This is a genomic window from Dyadobacter flavalbus, from assembly GCF_006149045.1.
Taxonomy (GTDB): domain Bacteria; phylum Bacteroidota; class Bacteroidia; order Cytophagales; family Spirosomataceae; genus Dyadobacter; species Dyadobacter flavalbus.
This window is the reverse complement of sequence record NZ_VBSN01000049.1, coordinates 390,706-404,438: the sequence shown is the minus strand read 5'-3', so window position 1 is coordinate 404,438 and position 13,733 is coordinate 390,706. Positions and strand designations below refer to the sequence as shown.

Here is a 13,733-nt window from a genome sequence, read left to right as displayed (position 1 = left end):
CAGTATTTCATCCAGAATCAGATATATTCTTATGCATAAATTAATAAGCTGCCTTATGCTGGCGGCCATGCTTTCGTCCTGCTCGGACATCCTGGAAGAAAAGCCGAAGTCGCTTGCTTCCGAAAATTTTTACAACACAGCCGCCGAAGCCAAAGCGGCAGTAAATGCCATATACGGTCCGATGCGCTCGGACGGCGGGGTCGGGATCAATTATCCGGCCCAGTTGGAAGGCCTTGCCGATTACGGCAACTCGCGCGGTACGCAGACGCCCGTGAGCCTGTATCAGGGGCTGGATAACACCAACATCAACCGTGTGGGCTCCATCTGGACAAGCTTTTACCAATCCATCCGGAATGCCAACCTGGTGATCAGCAACGTGCCGAAAGGAACCAGCATGACCGATGCGGAAAAGACGTCTTTTGTCGCTGAGGCCAAATATCTGCGTGCATTGATCTATTTCGCCATGGTGCGCAACTGGGCCGGCGTGCCGCTCCGGACGGAGGAAAACATGACCGTCGCCGACATCCCGCGTGCGAGTGTGCCCGACGTTTACGCCCTCATTCTGGCCGATGCTTTGGAAGCCGAGCAAAACCTGCCGGACAATCCGTCAGAAATCGGCCGGCCGACCAAGTGGGCCGCAAAGACACTTCTTTCGGAGATTTACCTGTATCAGGAAGACTGGGCTTCTGCAAAAGCAAGGGCAAAGGAAGTAATTGATTCAAAAAAGTATGCACTTGTGGAAGTAGCTGTTGCTGAGGATTTCCAGAAAATATACGGGCCCGAAGTGGTCACCACGAGCGAAGAGATTTTCTATTTCAAATTCTCGCGTCAGCAGGGTTTCGGGCTGGTGAGTTATGCGCACCGGAAAATTGGTCCTTACAACTACTATGGACCCGGCGGCGTCTACGCGCAGTACACCGATTCTGTAAGCAACTCCGTAATCAAAAACTGGGATTATAAAGACCTCAGAAAGCCGCACATTCTGTACAATGTGGACATCGGTCTGGGTGCAACTTCCTGCCTGTTCCGCAAATACCGCGATCCGCTGGCTACAGCCGGAGCGGGCAACGATTATCCCTGGTACCGTTATGCCGACCTGCTTCTTTTTCATGCAGAAGCCGACGCGCGTGCAGCCAAAGCAGTTACTGCCGAGGGACTGGAAAGCCTCAACAAAGTACACCGCCGCGCCTACGGCATGAACTCGAATGCTGTTTCTGCCATTGATTTCAAGCTTTCTGACTTTCCTACGCTGGCTTCCTTCATCGACAAAGTAGTGCAGGAACGCGGGTATGAAACCATGTATGAAGGCAAGCGGTGGAACGACCTCAAACGCCTGGGCATCGCCAAGCAGCGTATTCTGGAAGTAAAAAACATTGTGGTGGCCGACAAGCACATGCTTTGGCCGATCCCGAATTCGGAGCTTTTGTATAACAAAGCTATCACAGCATCGGAGCAGAATCCGGGCTATTGAAATGTTAACGAGTCCATATTTTACAGAGACATGATCATAAAAAAAGTACTGGGGTTCAGCATTTGCATACTGGCCTCCATCATATCCGGATTCAGACCGGAAGTGCGGCCGGCTGCTGCGGAACAAGCTGATGTGTGCATTTACGGCGCTACCGCCTCGGGCGTAATCGCTGCCTACACAGCTAGGAAAATGGGTAAAACGGTGATCCTGATCGAGCCGGGCGGGCACCTGGGCGGCATGACGTCAGGAGGACTCGGACAGACGGATATCGGGAATAAATACGCGATTACAGGTCTATCGCTCGATTTTTACCGGCGCCTCGGCAAGCATTACGGCAAGTTTGAACAATGGATTTTTGAGCCGCACGTAGCTAAAAAGTATTTACAGCAATATCTGGATGAAGCCGGCATTAAAGTGACTTACAACCGCAGGATTGTTTCGGCCCAAAAAGACAGACAGGCGATTGCGTCCATTGTTTTGGAAAACAGTGAAAAGCCCGGACAAGCGGATCAAATGCAGGTGGCCGCCAAAATGTTTATCGACTGCTCTTACGAAGGAGACCTGATGGCCAAAGCGGGCGTTTCCTATGTCGTAGGCCGGGAAGCCAATTCGGATTACAATGAAACCTATAATGGCGTACAGGTCATGGAAGGTCACCAGCTTCCGCACGGCATTGATCCTTATAAGGTTCCTGGCAAGCCCGAAAGCGGACTGGTATGGGGTGTTTCTAATGAAAAGCTTGCGCCGGCCGGTTCTGGTGACAAAAAAGTACAGGCTTATAATTACCGCATCTGCCTGACGTCCGATCCTGCCAACCGTATTGATATTACACGCCCGGAAGGTTATGATTCAACCCGCTACGAATTGCTCGTCAGATTGATGCGGCAGCAGCCAAACCGCACGTCGCTTCACGATTATTTCATATGGAGTGGCATGCCCAATAAAAAAACGGACATCAATAACAGAAATGGATTTTCGTCAGACATGATCGGGATGAACCATGCTTACCCGGATGCGGATTATGCCACGCGCGAGAAGATTATCAGGGAGCACGAAGTTTATACTAAAGGGTTGCTGTACTTCATTGGGCATGATCCGCGTGTTCCGCAGGAGCTGCGCGAGTCGATGCTGAAATGGGGTTACCCCAGAGATGAATACGTGGAAACAGGCAACTGGTCGCCGCAGCTTTACATCCGCGAGGCGCGCCGGATGGTGGGTGAGCTGGTGATGACACAGGCGCATTGCCAGGGTAAGGAAACGGTGAACGACGGCGTAGGCATGGCAGCGTATCAGATGGATTCGCATAACATTCAGCGGCTTGTAGTGGACGGCCAGGCCCGGAATGAGGGCAATGTGGAAATCGGGCCGCTCTGGCCTTATCCGGTATCTTACCGCTCCATCATCCCGAAAGAGAAAGAATGTACGAACCTGCTGGTGCCGGTATGTCTTTCAGCCACGCACATCGCTTACGGATCGATCCGGATGGAGCCGGTATTCATGGTTTTGGGTCAATCGGCAGCGGCTGCGGCTGTGATGGCAATTGATGCAAAAGTGCCTGTGCAGAAAGTCGACACGCAAAAGCTGATTGCAAAGCTGGCCGCCGATCCGCTTGCGACGGGTAAAATTCAGCAGGTAGTAGTTGATAACGAGAACAAAACAAATGTAAAGACGACAGGCAACTGGCAACCGGGGAAGCGCGGCAGTTACGGACCTTCGCTGCTTTTGTCGGACAGTACGGGCAAGACGGTGCAGACCGTACGGTTTACGCCAGTAGTACCAGCCGATGGAACTTATACAGCCTATTACTATTTTGCCAAACAACCCGGCCTGTCCTCCAAGTACCCGATCACATTCTTTGACGGAAAAAACAGCAGGGATGCAAGTCTGAAAACGTCGGATATCGTGGTCGTCGGGCAGACTTCGGGCGAGTGGGTATCCATCGGGACCTATGCATTGCGCAAAGGCAATGCGGCTTATGTCGAAGTTTCCACAAAGGGTGCGGACGGACAGATCCTGGCGGATGCCGTGATGCTTGTGCCGCAGTCAAACTAAACCTAACCATTTAATTTTTTTGGAATGAAAAAAATGATCTTCATGCTGTTTTCGTGCGCAATTGCTTTTGCCGCGAATGCACAAAACGCAAATCAATACCGGGCGGACGTAATCGTTTACGGAGGCACTTCCGCGGCTGTTACGGCGGCTGTACAGACGGTCAGGCAAGGCAAGACGGTTATTGTTGTTTCGCCCGACAAGCATTTGGGCGGACTTACATCCGGCGGGCTGGGCTTTACGGACACAGGCAACAAGTCCGTAATTGGCGGACTTGCGCGTGAGTTTTACCACCGAATTTACATGTATTACGACAAGCCGGAAACTTGGAAATGGCAAAAAAAGGAAGCGTACGGCAACAAAGGGCAGGGCACGCCCGCCATGGACGGAGCCGAGCGGACCATGTGGATTTTCGAGCCACACGTTGCCGAGCAGGTATTTGAAGATTTTGTCAAGGAAAATAACCTGAAAATTTACCGCGATGAATGGCTCGACCGCCAAAGCGGCGTCGTGAAAAAAGACAGCCGCATTGTTTCCATCAAAACTTTAAAGGGTAAAACCTTTACCGGAAAAGTGTTCATTGATGCCACTTACGAGGGCGATCTCATGGCGGCGGCAGGCGTGAAATACCACGTAGGACGGGAAGCCAATAGTGTTTATGGTGAAGAATGGAACGGCATTCAGGCGGGGGTTTTCCAACACGGGCACTATTTCCAGAAAAATATCAGTCCGTACAAAATTGAAGGCGATCCGAAAAGCGGCCTGCTGCCTTATGTCAATGCTGAGAAAATCGGCAGGAACGGTGAAGGCGATAACAAAATTCAGGCTTACTGCTTCCGGATGTGCCTTTCTGAAAACCCTGAAAACCGCATTCCTTTTGCCAGACCGGTTGGTTACGATCCTTCGAAGTACGAACTGCTGGCACGCGTTTACAAGGCCGGCTGGACGGAGACTTTCAATAAATATGACCCGATCCCGAACAAAAAAACGGACACCAACAACCACGGTCCGTTCAGCACGGATTTTATCGGACAGAATTACGACTATCCCGATGCTACCTATGAAAGGCGCAGGCAGATCATCCGGGAGCACGAGCTTTACCAGAAAGGCCTGATGTATTATCTTCAAAATGATGAACACGTTCCGCAGGATGTACGTACGGAAATGCAGAAATGGGGCTTGCCGAAGGATGAATTTAAAGACAATGGCGGCTGGCCGCACCAGATTTACGTTCGGGAAGCGCGCCGGATGCTGGGCAAGGAAGTAATGACCGAAAATGAAACGCTGGGAAAAAAAGCGGTGAATCAGTCCGTAGGAATGGGTTCGTATTCGCTGGATGCACATAATGCACAACGTTATGTAAAAGAGGATGGCTTTGTGCAAAATGAAGGTGACATCGGCGTGCACCCCAAAACGCCTTATGCGATTTCGTATGCATCGCTGGTGCCGAAAAAGGAAGAATGCCAGAATTTGCTCGTGCCGGTCTGCCTTTCGGCTTCACACATTGCTTACGGATCAATCCGGATGGAACCTGTATTTATGATACTGGGCCAAAGCGCCGCATCGGCTGCTGTTCAGGCAATTGATTCCAAAATCGCCGTGCAGGACGTGGATTATGCCCGGTTGCGTGCACAGCTTCTCAAAGACAAGCAGAAGTTAGAGTTTGCCGCACCGTAGATTCTACGCAGCAAAATTTCAAAACAATACCCGGCAAATCGCAGATTGCAGGGTATTGTTTTGAAACCCCGATCTCGTAAACAAGCTTTCTGTTGATTTTGATGCTTTTTGCAAACAGCGGCAGCACTGCGTTCGTGCAGTCAATGCCTGTAAAGAACCGGTCGCAAGAAACAGGCGTCCGTATGGACTGTTATGTCATAGCCGGGATGGGATGAAGAGGTAATTTTTAAAGACCAAAGTACATCTGGTACAATAATTGAACAACTGACTGTAACCACTGAATGGCCAATTTAAAAGTGTCATTCCCCAAAAACAGTTCTTGCCGGTTACAAAAAATTAACATCCTAATACCAAAATTTATGAAAAACGAATCTGGAACAGAACCAAAGTTCAAAACCAAAACCTCGGGTAAAGCAGACCCAGCATTAAATGAATTGTTTCTGGATTCTGTCCGGGACATATACTGGGCAGAAAACCATCTGGTAAAAACCCTTCCCAAAATGATTTCTTCCGCAACTTCCAGTGCTTTAAGCAGTGCGCTTCAGGAACACCTTACAGTTACAAAAACGCATGTGAAAAGACTTGAACAGATTTTTGACATACTGGGAGAAAAAGCCATTGCCAAGAAATGTGATGCGATGGGAGGTCTGGCCAAAGAAGGTGAAAGCATTGTGGAGAGCACCGAGGCCGGCACTGCTACCAGGGATGTGGGAATCATCCTGGCATCTCAGAAAGTAGAACATTATGAAATTGCAACATACGGAGGACTCACGCAGCTGGCTCAGACACTCGGCCATGATGATGTGGCAGAAATACTGGCCCAGACATTAAGTGAGGAAAAAGAGGCAGACAGCCTGCTGACCGAAATTGCAGAAAACAATGTAAACTACAAAGCTTCCCATGAAGCCTGAAAAATCTCATTAAAAATACCTATCAATGGCGACTAATAAAGACTCCGAAATACCAGTTAACCAACCTGATAATGATAAATTAGACCATCTCGAACCTCACAAGGAGGAAGCAGCGGGTGCGTTTATGACTACAAACCACGGCGTAAAAATCAATGATGATCAGAATTCACTGAAATCCGGTGAACGCGGCGCATCCTTGCTGGAAGACTTCATACTGAGAGAAAAGATTACGCACTTTGACCACGAACGGATTCCGGAGCGTGTTGTGCACGCGCGTGGTTCCGGCGCACATGGCGTCTTTAAAGTATATGAATCATTGTCAGAAATTACAAAAGCGCATTTTCTTTCAGACCCTTCTTTGGAAACACCGGTATTTGTCCGTTTTTCAACGGTTGCCGGATCGCGGGGCTCTACGGATCTGGCACGTGATGTAAGGGGATTTGCCGTCAAGTTTTACACACAGGAAGGCAATTTTGACCTGGTGGGAAATAACATGCCTGTCTTTTTTATTCAGGATGCCATCAAATTCCCGGACCTTGTCCATGCCGTAAAGCCTGAACCTGACAACGAAATTCCACAGGCAGCTTCTGCCCACGACACGTTCTGGGATTTTATCTCCCTTATGCCGGAATCGGCACATATGATCATGTGGGTGATGAGCGACCGGGCTATTCCGCGCAGTTACCGGATGATGGAAGGTTTCGGCGTACATACATTCCGGCTGATCAATGCCAAAGGCGAGTCTAACTTTGTCAAATTCCACTGGAAACCACTGTTGGGCGTACATTCCGTAGCCTGGGACGAAGCACAAAAAATCTCGGGCAAGGATCCCGATTTTCACCGCAGGGACCTTTGGGATGCGATTGAGAGCGGAAATTTCCCGGAATGGGAACTGGGCATTCAGGTGGTGCCGGAAGCCGATGAGCACAAATTCGATTTTGACCTGCTTGATTCCACCAAGATCATCCCCGAAGAACTTGTGCCGGTACAGCGCGTGGGCAAATTGACACTGAACCGTAACCCGGATAATTTCTTTGCCGAAACCGAACAGGTTGCATTCCATATCGGACATGTTGTTCCGGGTATTGATTTTACAAATGATCCCCTGTTGCAGGGAAGGCTGTTTTCCTATACCGATACACAGCTGATCCGTCTGGGTGGCCCCAATTTTCAGGAGATCCCGATCAACCGGCCGATTGTCAGCGTACATAATAATCAAAGGGACGGCTACATGCGCCAGACCATCAACCGCGGGAAGGTAAGCTACAGTCCCAATTCTCTTGGCGATGGCGCGCCGTACCAGGCAAAGGCTCAGGAAGGTGGGTATACATCCTATCCGGAGAAAATTGATGCCCGTAAAGTGCGTGCAAGAAGCAAGAGCTTTTTTGATCATTTCAGTCAGGCCAGGTTGTTTTTCAACAGCCAGTCCGATCCTGAAAAAAATCATATCATTGATGCACTGAGCTTTGAACTTGGCAAGGTTAAAACGGTTGCAATCCGTGAGCGCATGCTGGGGATTTTGTCCCTTATTGATAAATCCCTTGCTTCCGGCGTTGGATATGCATTGGGACTGACCGTGCCTCAGCAGCCTGAACAACCCATAAACCACAGCTATCCTGCCGACGCAGATCCGAAGGACTATCAGCCGGTCATTACAGAAGGAAAGCTTACAGCTTCTGCTGCCCTGAGCATGGCCAATACACCAAAGGACAGCATCAAAACCAGAAAAATAGCATTTCTGGCGGCTGACGGTGTGAACGAAAAGTCCCTGAATGCAGTCAGGTCCGCATTGACCAGTGCAGGGGCCGTAGTTGAAATCATTGCTCCGCATCAGGGATTTATCATTTCTGAAAATGATACACAAATTGCCGTTGATTACAGCTTTCTGAATGCTGCATCGGTTTTATATGATGCGGTGTATGTACCGGGAGGAACAAACAGTGTCGCCAGCATTGAAGCCGAAGCAGATGCTGTACATTTTCTTAATGAAGCGTTCCGGCACTGCAAACCCATAGCAGCAGACAGCTCGGCCATGCAGGTGATTGAAGCGACGTATTTCAGCAGTAAACTGCCGGCAGACTTCTCTGATAAAAACGTGCTCAGAGAAGGCATTGTTATCAGTGAAAACGCATCTGAACTGGCGGATAAATTCATTCTGGCCATTGCCATGCACCGTTTCTGGGAACGTGAAAAACCAAGAAAGGTGCCTTCCTGATAAAGCAATAGTATAAAAAACAGGGTGCCTCATTTCAAAAATGAGGCACCCTGTTTTTTATACAGCAATTGAATAAACTACTCCATAATAAATTTCGACTGCTCCACACCGGAGGCGGTATGCGCTTTAATAATGTAAATACCCGGTCTCATGGCCTTGATAACAGGCATTTCCACGGATGTACCTCCTTGTGCATCGGTGTCAACGGTTTTTGCCTGATACAGCTGTCCATACCGGTCGTGCATGGTGATGGTTACCGGCTCGTTTTTTGCGAAATTTGACAGGTCAATATAGATTTTCTCTCCGTTCTGTATTGGATTTGGATAAATCTTCAGGACGGGTGCGTCTGCCGTTGTCTGATCGGTGGTTCTGGCGGTAACCTGCTTTTGGGTACTTGCCTGCCGAGCACCGGCCATGGAAGAATCAGCTTCGTAAGAAATCCCCAGGCCGGACAGCTCGACGGATACCACCTGATCCTTTTTCTTTTTCTTGCCGACAGCTTCCAGTTTTGCCAATTTCTCTCCTTTGGATTTTGGATAAAAAGCAATGTTAAAAGTTACAGAACTGTTCTTTCGGATTTTTACAGGTTTATTCGGGTTAACACCAGGCTCACCAAACATCTTGAATTCGCCGGCATCAGCACCGGTAATGGCCAGTCCTTTTAGTACCAGGTTGCCCCGGCCGGTATTGGAGATCGTAACGGTGTGCAGCGCCACTGTGGAGAAATCACGTATAATACCATCCTCGTCATTGTGATCATCATCATCGTCTTTATCATCATTACCGTTATTGTCGTCATCACCGCCGGCTGTTCTCATGGCAATGGTTTGAGAAGGACTTGCGGCGAAGCTGGAGGTGGTAGCAGTGTTTGTCGTGGAAGTAGCAGTGGAAGTAACTCCTACTACTTCTACTGCCGATATTTTACTTGGGAAAGCGGTAGCAAACCCTTCGCTGTCAGACAGGCTGCTCACCTTTAATAACGTAATCTGGGAAGTTCTGTCGGGTATGTTGTTCCAGTTAAACTCAATTACGTACAAGTTTCCTGTTTTCACGTCTTCCACAATATCCAGCGGATTGATAAAACCGGACATCCCCACCAAACCGTTGGTACCAGCCCCTGTATAGGATCTTTTGATATCGTAAAGGCTTTCCGTACTGCCTTTCACCAGCGAGCCTGGTTCCAGCACAATGATATCGCCTCCTCCGCTGAAGCGGCACACCAGCAATTTACCTTTCAAGGCTCCATTAAAGGTATTGCTCTTGTATTCAATAACGCCATTAGGTGATCGGTTCAGGTCGAAGTCGAAGGCTGCTCCCCGGTAATTTATATCCGCGCCCACGGTAGTGGGGTATTTGCTGTTGTCTTTATTCCCCCGGTTGGAAACGTATTCGCCGCGCAGCGGATTGGGGTGACCATAATAACCGTTCGGCTTGATACGGAATAACCAGTCATTCTGGACCTGAACCCCCGAAGTAGCGGGTATGGACGGGCCATTATAGAAAGTGCCATCCGGCCGCCGGGTTCCTGCTATGGAAGCGGGCGTATTGCCCCCGGCTGCGGAGCCGTTAGCCGGAGCATATAACTGTCCGTTAGTGTGCCACACCAGATCATAGGCATTTCGGATACCTGAAGCATAGATTTTAAGCGGAGCATTTGTAGCATACGGATTATAAGTACTGTCGGAGAGATGCAGCTGGCTTGTACCGGCTGAATTGATCAAGCTCTGATTGGAAGTTGTTTTAACATTCAGCGTGGTTCCGTTCAGTTTTGTTAAATCCAGACGCAGTATCGCCCCGGAAAGCAAGCTTTCCGTGCGCTGCCAGGAGCCATCATAAGCCCCCATGGAACTGTTGCTGCCCTGATTGAAATACAAAGCCTTGTCAGGACCAAACGCCAGGCTGTTCACCAGGTGGTCTTTTGTGGAGCGGGGCAGATTGGTGACCAGTAGCTGCTCGGTAGCCAGGCCTGTTCCCGTCAGTTTGGAAATTTTACCATCAAACTCGGGCGCATTTACCAGTTTGGAAGAGCAATGAGAAACATAAGCGATCAGGTTGGTGGCAGTAGAAGCCGGATCGAAGACCAATCCTATTGCCGAACGGGCTCCGTATTTATTCACCAGCGTGGTAATTAACTGCGGATTGCCAAGCATACCGCTGGTGCGGTCAATTGTAAATTTTTCAATTACACCATCCAGCCGCAGGGCGTAAAACTTGTCGTCCGGACCAATAACCAAAGAAGCATATACTTTATGCTGGGTTCCGGCAATGGCCACCTTGGTGAATTCAACGGATAGAGGATCGGTTGGCTCAAGGGCGGCACCTGTGGTAAAAGTAGCCGTATACGGAACAAAAGAAGCTTTACTATATGATTTTACACCATCCGTTACCATAAACTTGTAAGTCGTATTCGCTTCCAGGGCAAACGTAGGCGAAAAGCTGATGGCATCCCCGCCGCCGGTACCTTGTACCACGCCCTGAATCTGGGTGGTCGTGCCGTCCACTACTTTCAGCAGCTTTACCGTGCTGTTTGTAATCGTACTGTTGTCTACGCCGCCTGTATATCCCTCAACCTCGGGAACAAAAAGGTTATTGGCGGCAATACTGGAAGTATTTACGCTTACATTGGTGGCGCCATCCACCGGTGTGGAGGAAATTACGTAGGGGCGGGGAGCAGTTACTTTTACCTGTACGCTGAAGTTACCGCTGTCTATACCTGCAGCCACCGCTTTGACCGTCGCTTTATACGTGCCAACCGGCAGCTTTTCGGCAGCAGCATAATTAAACGTAACGTTCGGCTCCGTGCCGCCATGCGTGGTACTGAAGCTAAGCCAGCCACTGCCGCCTGCCTCGTATGCCGCCGATAAGGTATAGGAAGCATTGGTGTTTCCAGAGTTGCTTAGTTCCAGAGAAAAGGTTTTGCTGACGGTGGAGCTGCCTTTCTCGATGGCCAGCTGCTGTTCATTTACAGACCAGTACGCATAAGGACCACTGGCAGCGGGCACAATGCGGGCAGAATTGATTTTAGTATTGATACCGCCATCCGCATTAATGGTCAGGTTGCCATCCGAAACCATTACCCGTACTGTAGCCGATTCAAAGCGTGTGGCAGAATTAGCCAATCCGCTGGGAATAAAGTCGTTTATTGCCTCAACTCCCTCTACATTCAGACTGTGTTTTTCGGGAAAAGGATAGATACCAGCGTCACCCGCCGAAACCGTTACGTCGTAGGGGCCATTGGGTACTTCGATCTCCCAGTAACCTTCTGCCTTGATACCATTGAAGTTGCCGACAATATCATCGGATTGCATGTGCATTAAAGTACCTTGCAGTACATTGGCCGACCAGTTGCGATTTCTGCCGTTGCCGGGCGTGTCGCCGCCAACAGAAATATCAAGCAAGCTGCCATCCAGACGTTTTTTCCAGCCATAGCGCAGGTTTTTTCCCTGGTTGGTGCCGGTCCGCAGGCCATAAGCCTGGCCATAATCCCGCACCCAGCCCGCAGGCGGAACTGTGGCGGGATCCTGAAAGTTTACCTGGACTGTCTGCGGATTTACAACCTTGAAAGAGATGGATCGGGCTGTGCCGGCCGTGCCCAGGCCTTTGGCCGCTGAATAAGGAGTCGCGCTTAAGTTATAGCTTCCTACCGCCGGGGTCCAGTCCAGATCGTCGCCAAACAAATCGTAGGGGGCCTGCGATTCAATCTGTGTCCGGCTTTGGGTACCACTTAGGGTGAATACAACACTTCCGACAACACCAGGGCTGGTATTTGCCCTGATATTGATATTTTTAGTAGGCAGGGCAGCTAAATTAAGCGTACTGCCATTGGTTAGTGTTTGTATGGTTGCCTTTGTGACTGAGTTAATCAAAGTAAAGCTCGTGATCTGCTCACCTGCCAGGATATTATCCGGACCTGTTCCGGAGACATCCTTTTTATGGACAGGTTCTGCAGTAACCGAAGCCAGGTTCAGAGCTTGCCCGTGACTACTGATTAAAAAACCAATGATCAGGAGCACCCACCATTTAAAAGATAACAGCTTTTCTTGTTGTGGTACGGCAGTAAAGTTTTTATCCATCATGTAATCCGTTTGAAGTTTGGGAAAGTTGAGTTTGTAACTGATGTTACACAAGTTTGAGTTTAAACTAAGCTGATTCTTTGAGAGCAGTCTGAGTAACCTTGATATAAAGTTTGGTTTTCGGGGCAAAGTGGTTTGTTTTCCCCACTAATTTAAGCATTCGAGTTCGACAAAAGCACAGATATCCGCAAATAAATGATTGGCATGGATAATATTGATTTTACGGCCGCTTTTGCAACCGCCGCATTCTGCCTTAAAAAACTATGCTACCCTTTCACACACCACCAATTCTGGAAGGTAGTAGTGGTCTTTACCTGCTGCTTTTAATTGAACATTGCGTTAATAGAAAATTTTACAACCTGATACTTAATATCCGGAGAAAAACCTATCCGCTAAGGAGTTCAAACTGGCGCGCATTGAACCGAGGAAAAAACTCCATGTTGCACAGCCGGAACGCGGTATCCTGAAAAAGGCTGCCGGCAAGTGACGTCCGGTATTTCCTGAGGAGCTCTGTGGCTTTATGGCACAGTTTTCTTAAAAGTATTTTTTAAACAAACCTCAATAATCCCTATGGCAAGTACAGGAAATACAACCGGTATAATCAATGATCTGATTGAAATAAATAACGACCGTGTAGCTGGTTTTGAAAAGGCCATCGCCGACATCAAGGATGAAAACACGGATCTTAAGGAGTTATTTGAAGAATATGCCCAGCAAAGCCGTAAAAACGTGCAGGAACTATCCGCTGTAACAGGCTCTGCGCCGCATCTTGAAACGGATAAAAGTGTAAGTGGCACCCTGCACCGCGTCTGGATTGATGTGAAGTCGCTATTCGGCGGCAGTGACCGTGCAAGCATTTTGTCCGAAGCTGAACGAGGCGAAGATGCAATCAAAAAGGCTTATAAAGATGCTTTGGCGAATAACGAACTTGACCATAATGCGCAGTCAATACTAAGCAGCCAGGCAACCGGAATCAATGCGGCACATGACAGGATCAAAGTTTTGAGAGATATTGCCAAATCTTAATCCGGGAATGTATCCTCAGGAGCTGTCTTGAATAAGGCAGCTCTTTTCGTTTCCATTCAGCAGGCTTTAAACCAACGACTGGATTTTACAATCAAAGAAAGAGGACCAGTTTTTCAGGATATATACTACGATGCCTGCTATGCCGTCCGCATCGTAAAAAATCCACAAAAAGCAACAAGATCAACCTGTAGGCCAACAATGCTTCCATACAGGGCTTTTCCGACAATCTTCAGAGCCGATGCAACCCTCATCTGATTTATCCGTCCAAGCATATGAATTCCCGGCCGGATCCGAGCGCAGTACGTCAGCCG

7 protein-coding genes are annotated in these 13,733 nt (G+C 49.0%); 6 read left to right on the top strand and 1 reads right to left on the bottom strand.

What is annotated here, in order from left to right:
- Window positions 1-31 precede the first annotated feature (31 nt).
- The 5 genes from FEM33_RS17460 (at window position 32) to FEM33_RS17440 (ending at window position 8,323) form a co-directional block, all read left to right on the top strand.
- Entirely contained in the window at window positions 32-1,471 is a 1,440-nt protein-coding gene (locus tag FEM33_RS17460; RefSeq protein ID WP_139013276.1) for a RagB/SusD family nutrient uptake outer membrane protein, read from the top strand.
- Between the two features lie 30 nt (window positions 1,472-1,501).
- Window positions 1,502-3,523, top strand: coding sequence for an FAD-dependent oxidoreductase (locus FEM33_RS17455; RefSeq protein ID WP_139013275.1), 2,022 nt, complete (start codon window positions 1,502-1,504; stop codon window positions 3,521-3,523).
- A 42-nt stretch (window positions 3,524-3,565) separates the two neighbouring features.
- Window positions 3,566-5,197, top strand: coding sequence for an FAD-dependent oxidoreductase (locus FEM33_RS17450; protein ID WP_229214310.1), 1,632 nt, complete (start codon window positions 3,566-3,568; stop codon window positions 5,195-5,197).
- A gap of 359 nt (window positions 5,198-5,556) precedes the next feature.
- The gene (locus FEM33_RS17445; RefSeq protein ID WP_139013273.1) at window positions 5,557-6,108 is read left to right on the top strand and encodes a YciE/YciF ferroxidase family protein; all 552 of its coding nucleotides are present in this window, start codon (window positions 5,557-5,559) and stop codon (window positions 6,106-6,108) included.
- Window positions 6,109-6,133: 25 nt separating this feature from the next.
- The gene (locus FEM33_RS17440) at window positions 6,134-8,323 is read left to right on the top strand and encodes a catalase (RefSeq protein WP_139013272.1); all 2,190 of its coding nucleotides are present in this window, start codon (window positions 6,134-6,136) and stop codon (window positions 8,321-8,323) included.
- 77 nt (window positions 8,324-8,400) lie between these two features.
- On the opposite strand, the gene FEM33_RS17435 is transcribed toward FEM33_RS17440, so the two are convergent.
- A complete protein-coding gene (locus FEM33_RS17435; RefSeq protein WP_139013271.1) occupies window positions 8,401-12,399 on the bottom strand; it encodes an Ig-like domain-containing protein in 3,999 nt (1,332 codons plus the stop codon).
- A 567-nt stretch (window positions 12,400-12,966) separates the two neighbouring features.
- Between FEM33_RS17435 and FEM33_RS17430 the strand changes: the two genes are divergently transcribed.
- Window positions 12,967-13,422: a ferritin-like domain-containing protein gene (locus FEM33_RS17430; protein WP_139013270.1), complete on the top strand. Its 456-nt coding sequence runs from the start codon at window positions 12,967-12,969 to the stop codon at window positions 13,420-13,422.
- The last annotated feature ends 311 nt before the right edge of the window (window positions 13,423-13,733 follow it).

Bases quoted from the DNA above. Each gene is read 5' to 3' on its own strand.
- FEM33_RS17460 (WP_139013276.1), top strand. From the start codon at position 32: ATGCATAAATTAATAAGCTGCCTTATGCTGGCGGCCATGCTTTCGTCC.
- FEM33_RS17440 (WP_139013272.1), top strand. From the start codon at position 6,134: ATGGCGACTAATAAAGACTCCGAAATACCAGTTAACCAACCTGATAAT.
- FEM33_RS17435 (WP_139013271.1), bottom strand. From the start codon at position 12,399: ATGATGGATAAAAACTTTACTGCCGTACCACAACAAGAAAAGCTGTTA.
- FEM33_RS17450 (WP_229214310.1), top strand. From the start codon at position 3,566: ATGCTGTTTTCGTGCGCAATTGCTTTTGCCGCGAATGCACAAAACGCA.
- FEM33_RS17455 (WP_139013275.1), top strand. From the start codon at position 1,502: ATGATCATAAAAAAAGTACTGGGGTTCAGCATTTGCATACTGGCCTCC.
- FEM33_RS17445 (WP_139013273.1), top strand. From the start codon at position 5,557: ATGAAAAACGAATCTGGAACAGAACCAAAGTTCAAAACCAAAACCTCG.
- FEM33_RS17430 (WP_139013270.1), top strand. From the start codon at position 12,967: ATGGCAAGTACAGGAAATACAACCGGTATAATCAATGATCTGATTGAA.